Consider the following 17692-nt stretch of genomic DNA (forward strand, 5'->3'; position numbering starts at 1 on the left):
CTGATCCTCCCGGCCGAGAGCCTAGCGCGGCGGCCCGCCGGCATCCAGCCCGCGCCGCGCCGCCACTGCATCCATGGCGGCGTGCAGGTCATGCACCAGCGTCCGCGCCATCGAGCGGAACACCATGATGCGCAGCGTCTCTGGCCCCGTCCGCGTGATGCTCGCCGTCATGTGGCCCAGGAGCGTGCGCGCGGTGGCGCCCTCGGCGAAGGCCTGCGGACGCAGATCGACCGGCACGAGGCGGGCGAGCACCTCCGGCCCGTCCCCGCCCGACAGATCCGCCACCGCCCAGGCGTCGGACTGATCGGTGAGCGCGGCGTGCCGTGCAAGCGCCGGGTCGGGCGCGGGCCCCATGAGCATCGCCTGGTCCAGTCCCGTCCAGACCACGCCACCCCTCTGCGAGAGGATCGCCTGCCCCGGCGCCGGCCAGCCCAGACCGTGCGTCTCGGACAGCGCGCGATCGAGCGCCGCCGCCTGCCCCGGCCCGGGCATCAGCGAGGTGATGCGGCCCGGATCGACCTCGGCCAGCCGCACGGTCCCCGACCGCAGCGGCAACAGCCCCGCGCAGGGGCTCATGGGTGCAAGCTCAGCCACGCAGACGCACTCCCTCAGGGTCGTATTGCACGGGATCCTGCACGGTCGCCCGCAGCCGCCGCCCGCGCAGGTGATCGACCAGCACCACCACCTCGCCGTGCCGCGCACGCCCATTGCGCAGAAATCCCAGCCCCAGCCAGCCGCCGAGGGCGACCGAAGGCGCCACGGAGGTGACGTAGCCCTCGGAGTTCTCGCGCACATGCGCCGCGCCTTCTGCGAAGACATGCGCGCCGGCGGTCATCCGGGCGCCCTCCTCCACGGGCCGCAAGCCGACAAGTTGTTCGCGATCCTCGCCCGAAAGCCCCTCGCGGGTGGCGGCGGCCTTGCCGATGCAGTCCTTCTTCGCGCTCACCATGCGTGCCATGCCGATATCGAAGGCCGTCGTGCGCCCGTGGATCTCGGCATGCGTGATGAAGCCCTTCTCCACCCGCAGCGCGTTCAGCGCCTCCATCCCGTAGGGCCCGCCGCCCAGCGCCTCGGCCCGCGTCAGCAATTCGTCGAAGAGCGCGGCGCCATAGCGCGCGGGCAGCGCGATCTCGTAGCCCTCCTCGCCGGAGAAGGAGATGCGGAAGAGCCGGCCCCCGATCCCCTGCACCGTGACCTTACCGCAGGACATGAAGGGCCAGGCGTCCTTGTCGAGCCCGCCGTCGATCAGCCCGTCCAGAAGCTCGGCCGATCTCGGCCCGGCGACGGCGAACTGCGCCCACTGCTCCGTGACCGAGATCGGCCGCACGTCCCAGTCGGGGCGCAGCCCCTGCCGCACCCATTCCAGATGCGCCATCACCTCGCCCGCCGCGGCGGTGGTCGTGGTCATCACGAAATGGGTTTCGCCAAACCGCGCGGTGGTGCCGTCGTCCATCACGTGCCCGTCCTCGCGCAGCATCAGGCCGTAGCGCACGCGGCCGGGCTTCAGCGTGGAGAAGGTATTGGTATACACGAAATCGAGAAAACGCGCCGCGTCAGCCCCTTGCACGTCGATCTTGCCGAGGGTCGAGACATCGGCCACCCCCACCGCCTCGCGCACCATCCGCGCCTCGCGCCGGCAGGCGGCCTCCCAGTCCTCGTCTCCTTGCGGGAAGTAGCTCGGCCGGTACCAGAGCCCCGCCTCGATCATCGGCGCGCCGCGCGCGCGGCTGGCCGCGTGGCTCGTGGTCAGGCGCTCGGGCGCGAAGCCCTTGCCCTGGGCGCCCGCGCCCATGGCGGCGATCGAGACCGGCACGTAGGGCGGGCGGAAGGTCGTCGTCCCCGTCTCGGGGATGCCCCGCCCCGTCGCCTCGGCCAGCACGGCGAGCGCGGCGACGTTCGAATTCTTGCCCTGGTCCGGGGCCATCCCTTGCGTGGTGTAGCGCTTCATGTGCTCGACGGACGCGTAGTTCTCCTGCGCGGCGAGCTTCACGTCCTTCACGGTCACGTCGTTCTGGAAGTCGAGCCAGGCGCGGCCCCTCCCCTCCACCGCCCAGAGCGGGCGCAGGCGATACCGCGCGGCGTCGGCCTCGGGCGCCTCCATCGCCGGCGCCTGCATTCCCAGGTCCGCGAGCGCCGCGCCGGCGGCGCGCAGGCCGGCCTCGAGACAGCCGCGCGTCGAGAACTCGCCGGCGCAGGCGCCTGCGGGCGCGAGACCCGGCACGGCGCCGTCGGCGGGCACGAAGGCCGCGATCTCCTCGCGCCAGACCGGGCGGCCGTTCATGTGGCAGGTCAGATGCACGGCCGGGTTCCAGCCGCCCGAGACGGCGAGGCTCTCGACCGCGATGCGCTCCACGCGCCCGTCCTCGCAGCGGATCGTCACCGCCTCGAGCCCGTGCCGTCCGCCGGCCGTGCCGGTCACCACCGCGCCGCGGAACATCCGCACGCCCGCGACCTCCGGCGCATCGGTGCGCGCGTCCACCATCGCCGCGACGTGCACGCCGGCCGCGGCGAGGTCGCGCGCGGTGCGCTGCGCGTCGTCGTTGTTGCCGAAGACGACGACCGAACGCCCCGGCGCCACGCCCCAGCGGTGCAGATAGCTGCGCATGGCCGAGGCCAGCATCACGCCGGGCCGGTCGTTGCCGGCGAAGGCCACGGGCCGCTCCAGCGCGCCCGCCGCGAGCACGGCCCGCTTCGCCGCGATGCGCCAGAAGCATTCGCGCGGCAGGCCTGGCGCGGGACGCGCCATATGCGCACTCACCCGCTCCAGCGCGCCATAGGTCCCCTGGTCGTAGGCGCCGGTGACCGTTGTCCGCGTCATGACCCGGACGTTGGGCATCTCGGCCAGCTCGGCCAGCACCACTGCGACCCAGGCCTGCGCCGGCTGACCTTCGACTCTCTCGTCTTCCGACAGAAGCCGCCCGCCCGGCTCCGGCCCCTCGTCGGCGAGGATCACCTCCGCGCCCGCGCGGCCCGCCGCCAGCGCGGCCATCAGCCCCGCGGGCCCCGCACCGATCACCAGCAGGTCGCAGAAGGCGAAGGCCTTCTCGTAAGGGTCCGGGTTATGCTCGCCCGACAGCACCCCCAGCCCCGCCGCCCGCCGGATCCCGGGCTCGTAAAGCTTCTCCCAGAAGGCGCGGGGCCACATGAAGGTCTTGTAGTAGAATCCCGCGCCGAGGAAGGGCGCGAAGAGATCGTTGACCGCCATCAGGTCGAAATGCACCGAGGGCCAGGCGTTCTGCCCATAGGCCTCGAGCCCCTCGAAGACCTCCTGCACCGTCGCGCGCACGTTGGGTTCCCGGTCCGCGCCGCGGCCGACGGTGACGAGCGCGTTGGGTTCCTCCGAGCCGGCCGTCATCACCCCGCGCGGCCGGTGATACTTGAAGCTGCGCCCCATCACCCGGACGCCGTTGGCCAGAAGCGCCGCGGCCAGCGGCTCGCCCGCCCGCCCGCGATAGTCGCGCCCGTCGAAGCGGAAGCGGACCTCTTCGGCGCCCGCGTTGCGGCCCCTGCCCGGCAGCCTCATGCCGTGCCCTCCCCGCGCGCGAGCCGCACGTCGGCGATCGAATGCGTCACCGTATCCCGCGTCACCACCAGCCAGGCGCCGCAGCCCGCCGCGTGCTGCCAGAGGTCGCGCGTCTCGCCCGCCGGGTTCGCACGGTTGTGCAGGTAGTCGTCCCAGTCGGCCGACCACGCCTCGGTCGCCGGCCGGTCGAGCGCCACCGCCGCCCCCTTGTAGGTGAACTCGCGCCGGTCGCGTTCGCCGCAAAGCGGACATCTCAGTCGCATGAGCACCCCACCCGGCCTGGTCCCGCGTCCTTCAACGGTCCCCAAATACCCATTCCGGACCCCGCGGCCTGTCGCTGCCGGCAGGGCGGCGCGCCGTCAGTGCAAGTTGTGCTGCGCACCGGTCCCCTCCTCGTCCATGAGCCCGCGTCCCGTCGCGAAGCGATCCAGCCGGTAGCGCGCGGCGGGCGGGTGATGCCGGTCGGTCGCGATCAGATGCGCGAAGGAAAAGCCCGAGCCCGGCACCGCCTTGAAGCCGCCGTAGCACCAGCCGCAGTTGAGATAGAGCCCGGCCACGGGCGCGCGGTCGATGATCGGCGAGCCGTCCGGCGTCATGTCCATGATGCCGCCCCAGGAGCGCAGCACCTTCGCCTTGCCGATCATCGGCATCAGCGTCATCCCCGCCTCCATCACGTGCTCGACCATCGGCAGGTTCCCCCGCGCGGCGTAGGAGGCGTAGAAGTCGAGGTCGCCCCCGAAAACCAGCCCGCCCTTGTCGGACTGGCTGATGTAGAAATGCCCCATGCCGAAGCTCACGACGTGGTCGATCACGGGCTTGAGCCCCTCGGTCACGAAAGCCTGGAGCACATGGCTCTCGATCGGCAGGCGCAGCCCCGCCATCGCGGCCACCTGGCTGGAGCGGCCGGCGACGACGATCGCCACCTTCTTCGCGCGGATCGCGCCGCGCGTGGTCTGCACGCCCGTGACGCGGCCCTGTTCGACGTCGATGCCCGTGACCTCGCAGTTCTGGATCAGGTCCACGCCGCGCGCGTCCGCGCCGCGCGCGTAACCCCAGGCCACCGCGTCGTGGCGCGCCGTGCCGCCGCGCGGGTGGTAGAGCCCGCCGTAGATCGGGAAGCGCGTGTTCTCGAAGTCGAGGTAGGGCAGCAGCTTACGCACACCCTCGCGGTCGAGCAGGATCGCGTCGTCGCCCTGGTTCACCATGGCGTTGCCGCGGCGGGCGAAGGCGTCGCGCTGCCCGTCCGAGTGGAAGAGGTTGATGAGCCCCCGCTGCGAATGCATCACGTTGAAGTTGAGCTCTTCCTCCATCCCCTCCCAGAGCTTCAGGGAGTGCGAGTAGAACTCCGAGTTGCCCGGCAGGAAGTAGTTGGCCCGCACGATCGTCGTGTTGCGGCCCACGTTGCCGCCGCCCAGGTAGCCCTTCTCCAGCACCGCGACATTGGTGATCCCGTGCTCCTTGGCGAGGTAGAAGGCCGTGGCGAGCCCGTGACCGCCGCCGCCGACGATCACCACGTCGTAGTCGGATTTCGGCTCCGGATCCCGCCAGTGCGGGGCCCATCCCCGGTTGCCGGTCAGCCCCTCGCGGAGCACGCGGAATCCCGAAAAGCGCATGTCCCTCTCCCGATACCGGCCGCGACTGAACCATCCTCTCAGCCGCTTAGCAATGCGGCGCCGTCGCCGCCGTCTCGCTTTTCGACATTTGCGGGTCGATGCGCGACAGACCTCTCGGAACGCCCGGCCAAGTGTCTGCGTTTTGCGCGGGGTCAAGGCGCGCTCCGGAGCGCGCCGTCAGTCTGAGCCCCGCGAGAAAGGCGAAAGGTATCGGGATGTCCGGCGTCATCATCTGCTATTCCTTCAGCGGCACCACCGCCAAGCTCTGCGACCGGCTGGCGAAAGAGACAGATGCCACGCTGCACCGGATCGAGGCGGGTGGCCCGGGGCCCGGCGCCCTGGGCTACGCGGTCTGGGGATTTCGCGCGATGACCGGGATGGGGGACGCGCCCGACGCGCCGCCGCCGGATGTCGCGCGCGGGGCGGACTGGGCCGCGCTCGCCGCCCCGGTCTGGATCGGCCGCGCGGCGCTTCCGCTGCGCAAGTGGCTGGAGGCGACGCCGACGCTGCCCGACCGGCTGGGGCTCGTGCTGACCAGCGACGCCGCCAATCATCCCGGCCCCGCCTTCACCGAACTCGGCCGCCTCGCGGGGGTCGAGGACGCGCCGCGGCTGCACCTGACGCGCAAGACCGTCGAGGCCGGGGGCGGCGACACCGAGATCGCGGCCTTCCTCGACGCGCTGACCAAGGCGGGCGAGGAGACGGGCGAAGAGGCCTGAGACGCCGGAGCGGTCAGAGCCCCTTGGCCTGATAGCTCGCCGCGACCCGCTCGATGGAGACCAGATAGGCGGCGGTCCGCAGATCGGCCACCTCCTCGCGGTCGTGCCAGACCTCGCGCATCGACTGGTAGGCGGTGCGCATCGTGTCGTCGAGGCCCGAGCGCACCAGCTCGAGCTCGTCCGCGCCGCGCAGATACTTCTTCTTGAAGTCGGGCGAGAGGTTCCAGGCGTCGCCCAGCATGTGGTCGAGCCGCTCGAGTTCGCGCAGGATGAGTTCGTGTCGCGCCTCCTCCTGCCGCCGCTGGAGCCGGCCGAAGCGGATGTGGCTGAGGTTCTTCACCCACTCGAAGTAGCTCACCGTCACGCCGCCCGCGTTGGCGTACATGTCGGGAATGATGATCGTGCCCTTGCGGCGCAGGATCTCGTCCGCGGCTGCGGTGACGGGTCCGTTCGCCGCCTCGATGATGAGCGGCGCCTTGATGCGCTCGGCGTTCTCGCGGTGAATGACGCCTTCGAGCGCGGCGGGGATCAGGATGTCGCACTCCGCTTCGAGCACCTCTGCCCCTTCGGCGGAATGCGTGGCGTCTGGAAAGCCGGTCACGCCGCCGTGGCGCAGGATCCACTCGCGCACCGCGTGGCAGTCGATGCCCTCGGGATTGTAGAGCGCGCCGTCGCGCTCGATGATGCCTGTGAGCTTCGCGCCGTCCTCGCCGCACAGGAAGCTCGCCGCGTGGAAGCCCACGTTGCCAAGACCCTGCACGATCACGCGCTTGCCCTCGAGCCCGCCGTCGAGCCCGGCCGCGGCCACGTCCTCGGGGTGGCGGAAGAACTCGCGCAGGGCGAACTGCACGCCGCGGCCCGTGGCCTCCACCCGGCCCGCGATGCCGCCGCCGTTGAGCGGCTTGCCGGTGACGCAGGCGCGGGCGTTGATGTCGGTCGTGTGCATCCTGTTGTACTGATCCGCGATCCAGGCCATCTCGCGCTCCGAGGTGCCCATGTCGGGCGCGGGCACGTTCTGCGCGGGATTGATGAGATCACGCTTGATGAGCTCGTAGGCGAAGCGGCGCGTGATCCGCTCCAGCTCTTCCTCGTCATACTCGCGCGGGTCAATGCACAGGCCGCCCTTGGAGCCGCCGAAGGGCGCCTCGACCAGGGCGCATTTGTAGGTCATCAGCGCCGCCAGCGCCTCGACCTCGTCCTGGTTGACGGCGAGCGCGTAGCGGATGCCGCCCTTGACCGGCTCGAGATGTTCGGAATGCACCGAGCGGTAGCCGGTGAAGGTGTGGATGCGCCCGCGCAGGCGCACCCCGAACCGCACCGTGTAGGTCGCGTTGCAGACGCGGATCTTCTGCTCCAGCCCCGGCGGCAGGTCCATCAGCGCCACGGCGCGGTTGAACATCAGGTCCACGCTCTCGCGGAATGTCGGCTCGGCGGCGGCAGCCTGTGCCATGCGCTCCTCCCTGTTGTCTTCCCGCGCGCGCAGTCCTCGCTGCGTCGCGCGACTCCCGCCGCGAGCCTAGGACGCAAAGGCGCCGGGGCGCGATGCTTTTCTTGCCGAGTCGCACCGGGCGGCGGTCTCGGCCCGCGCATGTCCGCGAACGGGCGACAATGGGAAGAGGTTTCGCGCACCGGACACCAGCGGGGAACAAATCCCCGAAATACTTGGCGTTTTCGCCACAATTTGGCCCGGTTTCCATGTCACCAGACTCGTTGCGGAGTGGACCCTGACAGAAGTTCCGGGCCGCATCGCGAGGCGTGGGGGCGCTGACAGAGCCGGGGTAACGGTCATGACGGTCAAGTGCACTCGGGCTGAAGCCCGGTCCCGCCAACGCACGCGCGCCATTCGTCGCCTGCTGCACCGCCGACTCGCCCGCTTCGGGCGCGACGAAAGCGGAGCGCTGGCGATCTGGTCGCTGTTCATGCTCATGATGATGATGATGGTCGGCGGCCTCGGCATCGACTTCATGCTCAACGAGATGCGTCGGACGCAGCTGCAGGGCACCCTCGACCGCGCGGTGCTGGCCGCGGCGGACCTCGATCAGACCCTTTCGCCCCAGTCGGTCGTCCAGGACTATTTCGACAAGGCCGGTCTCGGCGGCGATCTGATCAGCGTCACGCCGGTCAGCGGGCTGAACTTCCGCACCGTCTCGGCGCAGGCGGCGACGGAGAGCAATCCCATTCTTCTCCATATCCTCGGCGTGGACAAGCTGCGCGCGCCGGCAGCCGGCACCGCCGAGGAGGTGATCCCCAACACCGAGATCTCGCTGGTGCTCGACATCTCGGGCACCATGCGGTGGAACAACCGCATGACCAACCTCAAGCCCGCCGCCCGGGACTTCATCTCGACGGTGCTCTCGGGCGACGCGGCCAGCACGACCTCGATCAACATCGTGCCCTACGCCGGCCAGACCAACCCGGGCCCGGAGATGTTCGAATATCTCCAGGGCGTGCGGTACGGCAGCACCGGCGAGGACCACTTCCCCGAGTGGGAACAGGACATCTCGAACATCGTCATCTACTTCGACCGGGACCACGACGACGAGCTCGACTACGCGGCCAAGATCGAGGGATATCCCGACAGCGACGTGGCCGAGTTCAACAAGGACGACGTCGACAGCTACTTCGAGTCGGTCACCGAATACCTCGCGCGCACCCAGCCCGAGCTCGAGGACGCGGCCGCCGCCTTCGGCGTGTCCATCAAGGGCGGGCAGGCCGAAACGGAGTTCTTCAGCGTCGACGGCACGCCGCTGCAGGGCGATCCGATGAACAACGGCAAGGGCCCGGACATCGAACTCAACTTCAGCGACTTCTATGCCGAGGTCATGCCGCAGGTCTCCTCCTGTCTCGAGATCGAGGAGTCCGATTTCGACAGCATCGGCCTGCTCCCCAATGGACGCCCGCAGGTTCCGCACTTCATGAACTGGACGATCGCGGCGAACGTGATGGACTGGGGCTGGTGCCCCGAGGACGACACGCGCATCCAGTACGCGCAGAACGACGAGGCGGCGCTGCACGACTTCATCACCAACCTGCGGATGCACGACGGCACGGGCACGCACTATGCGATGAAGTGGGGGCTTGCGCTGCTCGATCCCGACACGCAGCCGGCCTTCGAGCATCTGAGCACGGCGGGCCAGGTGCCCGAGCAGTTCAAGACCCGGCCGTCGGCCTGGAACGAGGAAGGCTGGACCAAGGTGATCGTGCTGATGACCGACGGCCAGATCACCCAGCAGGTCCGCCCGACCGCTCCGCTGGATCCTGAAAACGCGAGCGTCGAGCTGAAGAACCAGCCGAACTCCGCCAGCCAGCAGATCAGCAGCGCCTCGACCAACGTCCAGAGCTTCTACGATCAGTGCAACCTGGCCAAGGCCAACGGCGTGACGGTCTACACCATCGCCTTCGAGGCGCCTTCGGCCGCGCAGCAGCAGATGGCCAACTGCGCCTCCTCGCCTGCGCATTACTTCAACGTCCAGGATCTGGAGATCGCAGACGCCTTCAACGCGATCGCGCGCCAGATCAATCAGCTGAGGCTGACCCAATGAGCTGGCAGATGTCCCACTGGCTCCGTCGCTTCCGGCGGGAGGAGCAGGGCGCCATGACGGTCGAGTTCGCCCTGTGGTTCCCCTTCTTTCTCGTGTTCCTTTATGCGTCCTTCGAGCTCGGCCTGATGACGATGCGGCAGGCCATGCTCGAGCGGGGGCTGGACATCGCCGTGCGCGACATCCGGCTCGGCACCGGATCGGCGCCGCAGCACGACGAGATCAAGACCGCGATCTGCGACAACGCCATCGTGCTTCCCGGCTGCGAGAACAACCTGCGGCTCGAGATGATCCGCACCGACATGCGCGACTGGCAGTCCCTGCCCAACGATGTCGACTGCACGGACAAGTCCGAGGAAGTGAAGCCGGTGCGCCAGTTCGTTCCCGGCACGTCCAACCAGCTGATGCTGCTGCGCGCCTGCCTCAAGGTCAGCCCGCTTTCGCCCACCAGCAAGCTGGTGGAAAACATGAAGACGGACGGCGCAGGCGATGTCGCCATCGTGCTGACCTCCGCCTTCGTGCAGGAACCGTGAGGAGAACGGCCATGCTGCGCCACATCGCCTGCTTGCTCGCCCGTTTCGCCCGGGACACCCGCGCGAGCCTCACCGTCGAGGCGGCGATCATGATGCCGGTGCTCTTCTGGAGCTTCGGCGCGACCTTCGTCATCTTCGACGCCTTCCGCGAGAACTCGATCAACGAGAAAGCCGCCTACACCATCGGCGACATGCTCTCGCGCGAGACCGGCTTGATCACGCCGGAATACATGGACAACACGCTCACCCTGCTCGAGGCGCTCACCGACACGCCCACCCAGGATCTGGGCATCCGCGTCTCGGTGATCCGCTGGGACGAAGAGGACAATCTCTACGACCTGCGCTGGTCGCAGGCGCGGGGCAATGCCGAGGCGCTCGACGCGACCGAGGTCTCGCAGTGGGACGGCGTTCTGCCGACGATGGTCGACGAGGAGCAGATCATCCTTGTCGAGACATTCATCGACTACAATTCGATCATGAACATCGGCCTCGGCGACCGCACGCTCACGACCTTCGTCTACACGCGGCCGCGCTTCGCCCCGCAGCTGGTCTGGAGCGACGTGAGTTGAGCTTCAGCGGTCCCTTCCGGCGAGCCTGATCTGGATCGCGTCGGCCATCGCGCGGGCCGGTCCACGGGGGGTGAGCCCCCCTACCCCGACCCGCCGGCCGGTGCGCCACCAGAGCCCCGGCCGCCACGCGCGCGGCCCGGGCCGCGAGAGCGTCAGCAGAAAGCCGTTCGAGGGCTTGAAGGCGAATAGACCGCGGTCAATCCCGTCGATCTCGTCGAAATCCGCGATCACCGTGCCGTCGGAATCGCGCAGCCCCGCCTCGGTCAGCTCCACCGCGTTGCCCGTCGCCTGCCACATGCGCAGCGCCGCCCAGAGCGCCAGCGCGCCAAGGCCCAGCAGAAAGGCGAGCCAGAGCGCCGAGGCGGGCGGCGCCACGACGGCGAGCCAGATCAGCAGCACGCCGAGCGCGGCCACGATCGCCGTGCCGATGGCGCGCCGCGCGGGCGCTGGCTGCAACGCGATGATGACCTCCTCGTCCATGGACGGCTGCCTCCCTGAGCGGACCGCGCCCTCTTAGCGCGCGCCATAGGCCGTGGCGAGAGGGGCACGGGCGTGGCAGGCGCGCCGCTGTGCACCGCCGCACAGCGCCTCGCCGTCAGGGCAGATTGCTTGGCGGATGCGCAGACCCTACCTCTCGCTCGACGCCTTCGGAGGATCAGACCATGTCGCTCAGACCCACCATCGAGACCCGCCGCGCGCAACCGACGCTGGAGGGCGCGGGCGTGCATCTCCACCGCGCCTTCGGCTTTCAGGATCCGTCGGAGCTCGACCCCTTCCTGCTGTTCGACGACTTCCGCAACGAACGGCCCGAGGATTATCTCAAGGGCTTTCCCTGGCATCCGCACAGGGGCATCGAGACGATCACCTACGTTCTGGAAGGCACCGTGGAGCACGGCGACAGTCTCGGCAATACCGGCAGCCTCGCCGCGGGCGACGTTCAGTGGATGACCGCCGGCTCCGGCATCCTGCATCAGGAGATGCCCAAGGGGAACGCCAAGGGCCAGATGCACGGCTTCCAGCTCTGGGCGAACCTGCCGTCGTCGCTGAAGATGACCGCGCCGCGCTACCAGGACGTGAAGGGCGCCGACATTCCGGAGGTGATCGACGACGACGGCACGCGCGTGAAGGTGATCGTGGGCGAGTTCTGGGGCAAAACGGGGCCCGTGGACGGCATCGCGGCCGAGCCGCAGTATCTCGACGTCTTCGTGCCGGCGGGCGTGAAGAAGACCTTCCGCATCGACACCTACCGCCGCGCCTTCGCCTATGTCTTCCAGGGGGCCGGCCGCTTCGCCGACGCCTCCGATCCGCAGGGCGTGCTGCTCGAGAAGGAGGTCGCGGGACAGGAGGTCAACATCCGCGACATGTCCGGCGACCGGACGCTGGTGCGCTTCGGCACGGGCGACGAGGTGACGGTGCAGGCCGGGCCCGAGGGCATCCGCTTCCTGCTGGTCTCGGGCGCGCCGATCCGCGAGCCGGTGGCCTGGCACGGTCCGATCGTGATGAACACGCGCGAGGAGCTGCTGCAGGCGATGGCCGAGCTGCGAAACGGCAGCTTCATCCGGCCCGCGCACTGAGCGTCACGCCCCGGGGCGGTTGCGACTCGTCGGCACGAGTGGCACGCCCCGGCGCATGGCGGCGCGCGCAAGCAGCACCGACGCAGGAACCGACGCGCAAAAGGTTTCGCGCACGCCGCGACGCGCCGGGCGCGGGCGCGTCTCGCTGCTCCTGATGATCCTTGGAATGCCGTTCGCCGGTGCGGGCGCGGCCTGGTCCGGGACGCTGCAGGCCTCCGTGGGTCTCGGCATCGCGCTCTTCGGTGGCCTGCTCTGCGCAGCCGGGATCTGGGGTCTCTTGCGCGCCAACCTTCCCTCGTCCGACGGCACCGGCTGAGGCGGAGGCCCAGGGCGCACCGCCCACGCGAATCGGCGCGGTCAGGAGGCGACGGAACGCTTGTCCCTCCCGTCGGTCGGTCCGCGCTTGAAGGGCCGCGTCAGACCGCGACCGCCTTGCGCGCCATGTCGCGGTAGATTGCCTCGACCTCCTCCAGGGTCAGCCGGCCGCCTTCGCGATACCAGGTGTTCACCCCGTTGAGCATCGCGATGAGCCCCAGAGCGGCGATCTTGGCGTCCGGCACCGAAAACACCCCCTCCGCCGCGCCGTCGCGCAGGATCGTCTCGAGCGCCGTTTCGTAGTCGCGCCGCAACCCTTCGATCACCCGGAAGTTCTCCGGCTCCAGATTGCGCAGCTCCATGTAGGAGATGAAGACCGCCTCCGGCCGCGCGAGATGGAAGCGGATGTGAAAGCGCGCGAACTGCTCCAGCCGCGCCTCGGCGCCGCGAACGGGCGGCAGCGCCGCGCGGGCCGCGAGAAGCTCGTGCATGTGATCCTGCATGAGCGAAAAGAGCAGCGTCTGCTTGTCGGGCGTGTGGCTGTAAAGGGCACCCGCCTGCACCCCCACCTCCGCCGCGATGCGCCGCATCGAGACGGCGGCATAGCCGTGCCGCGCGAAGAGGCGCAGCGCGGCCTCGCGCATCCGCCGGTTGGTCTCGGCCGCGTGCGATCCGGGGCGTCTCGGCATGGGCGCGAGGATTTACTGAACGCCCGTTCAAATCAAGCCGCGCGCTGGACGCCGGCCGCCCGCCGGGGCAATCTCGGCGCCATGCGCGCGCTTTCCGCCCTGCTCCTGCTCGCCGCCTGCGCGGCGTATCCCGAACTGCCCGGCCTCGATCCCGGGACCGGCGACGCGGCCTATCCGCCGCTTCTGCCCTTCGAGGAGATCTTCGCCGAAGCGCCGCCCGAGACCCTCGCCGCGGAAGACGCCGAGCGGCTGCTGGCGCGCGGCGCAGCCTTGCGCGCGCGGGCCGCGGCGCTGCGCGCGCGCTGAGCCCGCGCGGCGTTGCGCGCCCGCGCGGAACCGGCTAGACGCGCGGCGTCCCGGATCGCACGAGGAGCGCGCGCATGGCTGATCCCCTTCGCCTCGGAATCGCAGGACTCGGCACGGTCGGCGCGGGTGTGGTGAAGATCGTGCGCCGCAAGGCGAAACTGATCGAGGCGCGCGCCGGCCGACCGGTGACGATCTCGGCGGTCTCGGCGCGCACGCGCGACAAGGATCGCGGCGTGAGCCTTTCGGGCTACGACTGGGAAGACGACCCCGTCGCGCTCGCCCGGCGCGACGACGTGGACCTTCTGGTCGAACTCATGGGCGGCAGCGACGGCCCGGCCAAGGCCGCGACAGAGGCGGCGCTCGAAGCCGGCAAGGATGTGGTGACGGCGAACAAGGCCATGCTGGCGCTGCACGGCCCCGACCTTGCCCGCGCAGCCGAGAGCCGGGGCCGCGTGCTGCGCTTCGAGGCCGCGGTCGCCGGCGCGATCCCCGTGGTCAAGGCGCTGACCGAGGGCCTCGCGGGCAACGAGATCGACCGCGTGCTGGGCGTGATGAACGGCACCTGCAACTACATCCTGACGCGGATGGAGAGCGCCGGGCTCTCCTACGAGACGGTTTTCGACGAGGCCAACCAGCTGGGCTTTCTCGAGGCCGACCCGACGCTCGACGTGGGCGGCATCGACGCAGGCCACAAGCTCGCGCTGCTCGCCGCCATCGCCTACGGGGTGCGGGTGCCCTTCGACGAGGTCGAACTCGAGGGAATCGAGCGCGTCTCGATCGACGACATCCGCCGGGCGCGCGATCTCGGCTTCCGCATCAAGCTCCTGGGCGTGGCGCGCATGACCGGGCGCGGCCTCGAGGCACGGATGTCGCCCTGCCTCGTGCGCGCCGACACGCCGCTCGGCCAGCTCGAGGGGCCCACCAACATGTGCGTGCTCGAGGGCGACGAATCGGGCCAGATCGTGCTGCGGGGGGCCGGCGCGGGCGAGGGGCCGACGGCGAGCGCGGTGATGTCGGACGTCATCGACATCGCGCGGGGGACGCGGGTCTCGACCTTCGGGGTGCCGGCCGACCAGCTCGGAACGGTCAGCATGGCCCGTTCGGCGACGCCGGCGCCCTACTACCTGCGCATGGAGCTCATGGACAAGCCAGGCGCGCTCGCCCGGATCGCGACGGTGCTGGGCGAGGCGGGCATCTCGATCGACCGGATGCGGCAATACGGCCACGAGGCCGACACCGCGCCGGTTCTGATCGTCACGCACCGCTGCGCGCGCGATGCGCTCGACCGCGCGCTGGCCGCCATGCCGGAGACCGGCGTGCTGGCGACGGAACCCGTGGCGCTCAGGATCGAGACGGTCTGACGCGGCCGGGGCCAGGGGCGGGCAAGCGGTTTGAAAACCGCTTTCAAGGCGCTTCGCAAGCGCCTTGGCCGCGCCGGAACCGGGCGCCGCGCCTTGCCCCTTTCCCTTCCCTCGCGGCTGGGGAATAGTGCGCCGCATGACCGCCCTGCCCCGTATCCGCCATGACTGACGCGGCGCGCCCCGCCCGGCCGGGCCTGCCGCTCACCGAGTTCGCCAACGCCTTCGTGGCGTTTCTCTTCGCGGCCTCGGCGCCGGTGGCGATCATTCTCGCGGCCGGCGCCCGCGGCGGGCTCGACGAGGCCGATCTCGCCTCCTGGCTCTTCGCGGCCTTCGCGCTCAACGGGGTGCTGACCATCGGCATGTCGGTGGCCTTCCGTCAGCCGCTCGCCTTCTTCTGGACGATCCCCGGCACGGTGCTCGTGGGCGCCGCGCTGCAGACGCTGAGCTTCGCCGAGGTGATCGGGGCCTATCTGCTCACCGCGCTGCTGCTGATCGTGCTCGGGCTGACCGGCTGGGTCCGCACGGCGATGGACCGGCTGCCGATGCCCATCGTGATGGGCATGGTGGCGGGCGTCTTCCTCGACTTCGGCCTGGACTGGATCCGCGCCTTCGAGACCGACTTCCTGCTCGTGGCCGCGATGACGGCGACCTTCGTGGCGCTTTCGGTCTCGCCGGGGGTTCAGAAGGTGTTTCCGCCCATGATCGGGGGGCTGATCGCGGGGCTCGCCGTGCTGCTTCTGCAGGGCAGCGCGCCGGGGCTCTCGGCGACCGACCGGCTGTTCGCGGCGCCGCAGCTCTACCGGCCGGAGTTCAGCCTCGCGGCCGCGCTGGAGCTCGTCGTGCCGCTCGCGGTGACGGTGATCGCCGCGCAGAACGCGCAGGGCATCGTCATCCTGCGCGCGGCCGGCCACGCGCCGCCGGTCAACGCCATCACCACCGCCTGCGGCGCCGCCTCGGTGGTGACCGGACCGCTCGGCTGCGTCTCGACCTGCCTGACCGGGCCGTCGAACGCGATCCTGGTCTCCTCGGGCGACCGCGGGCGGCACTGGATCGCGGCGGTCTTTCTGGGGCTGCTCGCCGTCGCCTTCGGCATCTTCGCGCCGGCGGTGACCAGCCTTCTGCTGGGCACGCCCGTGGCCTTCATGGCCACGCTGGCCGGCCTCGCGCTTCTGCGCACACTGCTCGCGGCGTTTCAGACCTCCTTCGGCGGCCGCTTCGGGCTGGGCGCGCTGGTGGCCTTTCTGGTCACCGTCGCGGGGCTTCCCATCGCCAACATCGGCGCGCCGTTCTGGGGGCTCGTCTTCGGCGTGGCGGCGAGCCTGCTGCTCGAGCGGCAGGACTTCCGCGCCTGAGCCATCCCGACCGCGGCGTTTCGGCACCAAAGCCGCCCCTTCCGACGCGCCTCGGGCCGGAGGGCACTCGACATCCGCCACGCCGCGGACTACTTCGACAGCATTCCGACACGGGTGCGCGACCGGATCGACGAGCATGGGAAGACTATTGCGCCTGCTGCCGCTCCTGGCGGCGCTCTTCGCGGCAGCCTGCGCAACCATGCCGCCCGGCGGCCCGCCGCGCGGCGAGGAGCGGCAGATCGCCGAGCTCGCCGCGACGCTCATGGCGCTCGGCCCCGAGGTGGACCCCGAGGAAGCGGCCCGCGCCGCGCGCATCTCCTACGAGCACACCCACCGGCTCGCGCTGGAATACGAGATCACCGATCCGCCGCTGGTGCACAACACCAAGGTGAACATGGGCCTCAAGCCGCGCGGGCTCTGCTGGCACTGGGCCGAGGACATGGAGGCGCGGCTGAAGCAGGAAGGTTTCGAGACCCTCGAGCTGCACCGCGCGATCGCCAACGCCGACAACCCCTTCCGCATCGACCACTCCACCGCGATCATCTCGGCGAAGGGCGACTCGATGTTCGATGGCGTGGTGCTGGATCCCTGGCGCGAGGGCGGCATCCTCTTCTGGGAGCACACGCGCGAGGACACCGACTACAACTGGCGTCCCCGGGGCCTCGTCCTCTCGGAAAAGCGCGAGCGCGCGCTGTCGCGCCGCTTCGAGCCCGCGCGCCCCTGACTCAGACGACCCGCAAGTCGCGCGGCAGGCGCGAGAGCACCTCGGCGCCGTCGTCATGCAGGATCACAACCTCCTCGAGGCGAATGCCGAAGCGCCCCTCCAGGTAGATGCCAGGCTCGATCGTGAAGACCATGCCGGGGGCGAGCACCGTGTCGGACCCCGCGCCGATCCAGGGCGGCTCGTGCGGCTCGAGCCCCATCCCGTGGCCGGTGCGATGCACGAACTGCGCGCCGTAGCCCGCCTCCTCGATCACCGCGCGGGCGGCGGCGTCCACCTCCGCCGCCCGCGCCCCCGGCCGCGCGGCCCCGAGCGCGGCCTGCACCGCGCCTTCGACGACAGCATGCACCCCCGCGTAGCCCACGGGGGCGTGTCCGATGGCGGCCATCCGCGTGATGTCGGAGGAGAAGGCGCCCTTGCGCGCGCCGATGTCGATGACCACCGCATCGCCCTCGCGCAGCACCGTCCCACCGGTATGGTGGTGCGGGAAGGCGCCGTTCGGCCCGGCGCCCACGATGGCGAAGAGCGGCTGCGCCCCCTCGGCGCGAAAGACCGCGCGCGCGGTCTCGGCGAGCTCCGCCTCGGTCACGCCCGGCGCCATCGCGGCGAAGACCGCCTCCATCGCGGCGTCGTCGATCCGGGCGTTCTCGCGCAGCGCCTCCTGCTCGTCGTCGTCCTTGCGCATCCGCAGCGGGCTCATCAGGGCGCCGGCGAGGCGCGGCTCGGCGCCGGGCAGCGCGCGCTGCACAAGGAGCGCGAAATCGGTGCGCATCGCCTCGTCCAGCGCGATCCGGCGCGCGCCGGTGGCCCCCAGCCCTTCGAGCGCGGCGTCGAGCGCGGCCTGCGGCCCCTCGCTGTCCGTCCATTCCGTCATCGGC

18 protein-coding genes are annotated in these 17692 nt (G+C 70.5%); 10 read left to right on the plus strand and 8 right to left on the minus strand.

The window, feature by feature from the left end:
- Positions 1 to 21: 21 nt before the first annotated feature.
- The 4 genes from DRV85_RS18070 to DRV85_RS18085 all read right to left on the minus strand — a co-directional run bounded on the left by DRV85_RS18070 (position 22) and on the right by DRV85_RS18085 (position 5136).
- Positions 22 to 594 carry a sarcosine oxidase subunit gamma gene (locus DRV85_RS18070; RefSeq protein WP_233495580.1) on the minus strand — a complete coding sequence of 191 codons (573 nt, stop codon included), beginning with the start codon at positions 592 to 594 and terminating at the stop codon, positions 22 to 24.
- A complete protein-coding gene (locus tag DRV85_RS18075) occupies positions 587 to 3523 on the minus strand; it encodes a sarcosine oxidase subunit alpha family protein (protein ID WP_113290874.1) in 2937 nt (978 codons plus the stop codon). The genes DRV85_RS18070 and DRV85_RS18075 overlap by 8 nt, the downstream gene beginning before the upstream one ends.
- Complete coding sequence (locus DRV85_RS18080) at positions 3520 to 3786, minus strand: sarcosine oxidase subunit delta (protein ID WP_113290875.1); 267 nt, start codon at positions 3784 to 3786, stop codon at positions 3520 to 3522. The genes DRV85_RS18075 and DRV85_RS18080 overlap by 4 nt, the downstream gene beginning before the upstream one ends.
- Before the next feature lie 96 nt (positions 3787 to 3882).
- Positions 3883 to 5136 carry a sarcosine oxidase subunit beta family protein gene (locus tag DRV85_RS18085; protein ID WP_113290876.1) on the minus strand — a complete coding sequence of 418 codons (1254 nt, stop codon included), beginning with the start codon at positions 5134 to 5136 and terminating at the stop codon, positions 3883 to 3885.
- A gap of 215 nt (positions 5137 to 5351) precedes the next feature.
- Between DRV85_RS18085 and DRV85_RS18090 the strand changes: the two genes are divergently transcribed.
- Positions 5352 to 5855 carry a hypothetical protein gene (locus DRV85_RS18090; RefSeq protein WP_113290877.1) on the plus strand — a complete coding sequence of 168 codons (504 nt, stop codon included), beginning with the start codon at positions 5352 to 5354 and terminating at the stop codon, positions 5853 to 5855.
- Between the two features lie 13 nt (positions 5856 to 5868).
- On the opposite strand, the gene DRV85_RS18095 is transcribed toward DRV85_RS18090, so the two are convergent.
- The gene (locus DRV85_RS18095; protein ID WP_113290878.1) at positions 5869 to 7305 is read right to left on the minus strand and encodes a Glu/Leu/Phe/Val family dehydrogenase; all 1437 of its coding nucleotides are present in this window, start codon (positions 7303 to 7305) and stop codon (positions 5869 to 5871) included.
- 337 nt (positions 7306 to 7642) lie between these two features.
- Between DRV85_RS18095 and DRV85_RS18100 the strand changes: the two genes are divergently transcribed.
- The 3 genes from DRV85_RS18100 to DRV85_RS18110 are packed head-to-tail and all read left to right on the plus strand — an operon-like array spanning position 7643 to position 10496.
- Positions 7643 to 9397 carry a VWA domain-containing protein gene (locus tag DRV85_RS18100; protein ID WP_113290879.1) on the plus strand — a complete coding sequence of 585 codons (1755 nt, stop codon included), beginning with the start codon at positions 7643 to 7645 and terminating at the stop codon, positions 9395 to 9397.
- 8 nt (positions 9398 to 9405) lie between these two features.
- Positions 9406 to 9927, plus strand: coding sequence for a TadE/TadG family type IV pilus assembly protein (locus tag DRV85_RS18105; protein ID WP_233495581.1), 522 nt, complete (start codon positions 9406 to 9408; stop codon positions 9925 to 9927).
- An 11-nt stretch (positions 9928 to 9938) separates the two neighbouring features.
- Positions 9939 to 10496, plus strand: coding sequence for a TadE/TadG family type IV pilus assembly protein (locus DRV85_RS18110; protein ID WP_113290881.1), 558 nt, complete (start codon positions 9939 to 9941; stop codon positions 10494 to 10496).
- Between the two features lie 3 nt (positions 10497 to 10499).
- Here DRV85_RS18110 and DRV85_RS18115 read toward each other — a convergent pair whose 3' ends face one another.
- Complete coding sequence (locus tag DRV85_RS18115) at positions 10500 to 10976, minus strand: hypothetical protein (protein WP_113290882.1); 477 nt, start codon at positions 10974 to 10976, stop codon at positions 10500 to 10502.
- Positions 10977 to 11158: 182 nt separating this feature from the next.
- Between DRV85_RS18115 and DRV85_RS18120 the strand changes: the two genes are divergently transcribed.
- Complete coding sequence (locus tag DRV85_RS18120) at positions 11159 to 12070, plus strand: pirin family protein (protein ID WP_113290883.1); 912 nt, start codon at positions 11159 to 11161, stop codon at positions 12068 to 12070.
- Between the two features lie 166 nt (positions 12071 to 12236).
- Positions 12237 to 12386 carry a hypothetical protein gene (locus tag DRV85_RS19275; protein ID WP_158540192.1) on the plus strand — a complete coding sequence of 50 codons (150 nt, stop codon included), beginning with the start codon at positions 12237 to 12239 and terminating at the stop codon, positions 12384 to 12386.
- 100 nt (positions 12387 to 12486) lie between these two features.
- On the opposite strand, the gene DRV85_RS18130 is transcribed toward DRV85_RS19275, so the two are convergent.
- A complete protein-coding gene (locus DRV85_RS18130; protein ID WP_113290885.1) occupies positions 12487 to 13074 on the minus strand; it encodes a TetR/AcrR family transcriptional regulator in 588 nt (195 codons plus the stop codon).
- An 81-nt stretch (positions 13075 to 13155) separates the two neighbouring features.
- Between DRV85_RS18130 and DRV85_RS18135 the strand changes: the two genes are divergently transcribed.
- The 4 genes from DRV85_RS18135 (at position 13156) to DRV85_RS18150 (ending at position 16817) form a co-directional block, all read left to right on the plus strand.
- Positions 13156 to 13380 carry a hypothetical protein gene (locus DRV85_RS18135; RefSeq protein ID WP_113290886.1) on the plus strand — a complete coding sequence of 75 codons (225 nt, stop codon included), beginning with the start codon at positions 13156 to 13158 and terminating at the stop codon, positions 13378 to 13380.
- A gap of 74 nt (positions 13381 to 13454) precedes the next feature.
- A complete protein-coding gene (locus DRV85_RS18140; RefSeq protein WP_113290887.1) occupies positions 13455 to 14741 on the plus strand; it encodes a homoserine dehydrogenase in 1287 nt (428 codons plus the stop codon).
- Positions 14742 to 14902: 161 nt separating this feature from the next.
- Positions 14903 to 16093: a benzoate/H(+) symporter BenE family transporter gene (locus DRV85_RS18145; RefSeq protein ID WP_113290888.1), complete on the plus strand. Its 1191-nt coding sequence runs from the start codon at positions 14903 to 14905 to the stop codon at positions 16091 to 16093.
- A gap of 136 nt (positions 16094 to 16229) precedes the next feature.
- Positions 16230 to 16817: a hypothetical protein gene (locus DRV85_RS18150; protein ID WP_113290889.1), complete on the plus strand. Its 588-nt coding sequence runs from the start codon at positions 16230 to 16232 to the stop codon at positions 16815 to 16817.
- A 1-nt stretch (position 16818) separates the two neighbouring features.
- On the opposite strand, the gene DRV85_RS18155 is transcribed toward DRV85_RS18150, so the two are convergent.
- Positions 16819 to 17692 (minus strand): M24 family metallopeptidase (locus DRV85_RS18155; protein ID WP_147238884.1); only part of this gene is annotated, 874 nt, incomplete at its 5' end.

Source organism: Rhodosalinus halophilus, assembly GCF_003298775.1.
In the GTDB taxonomy this organism is placed as follows: domain Bacteria; phylum Pseudomonadota; class Alphaproteobacteria; order Rhodobacterales; family Rhodobacteraceae; genus Rhodosalinus; species Rhodosalinus halophilus.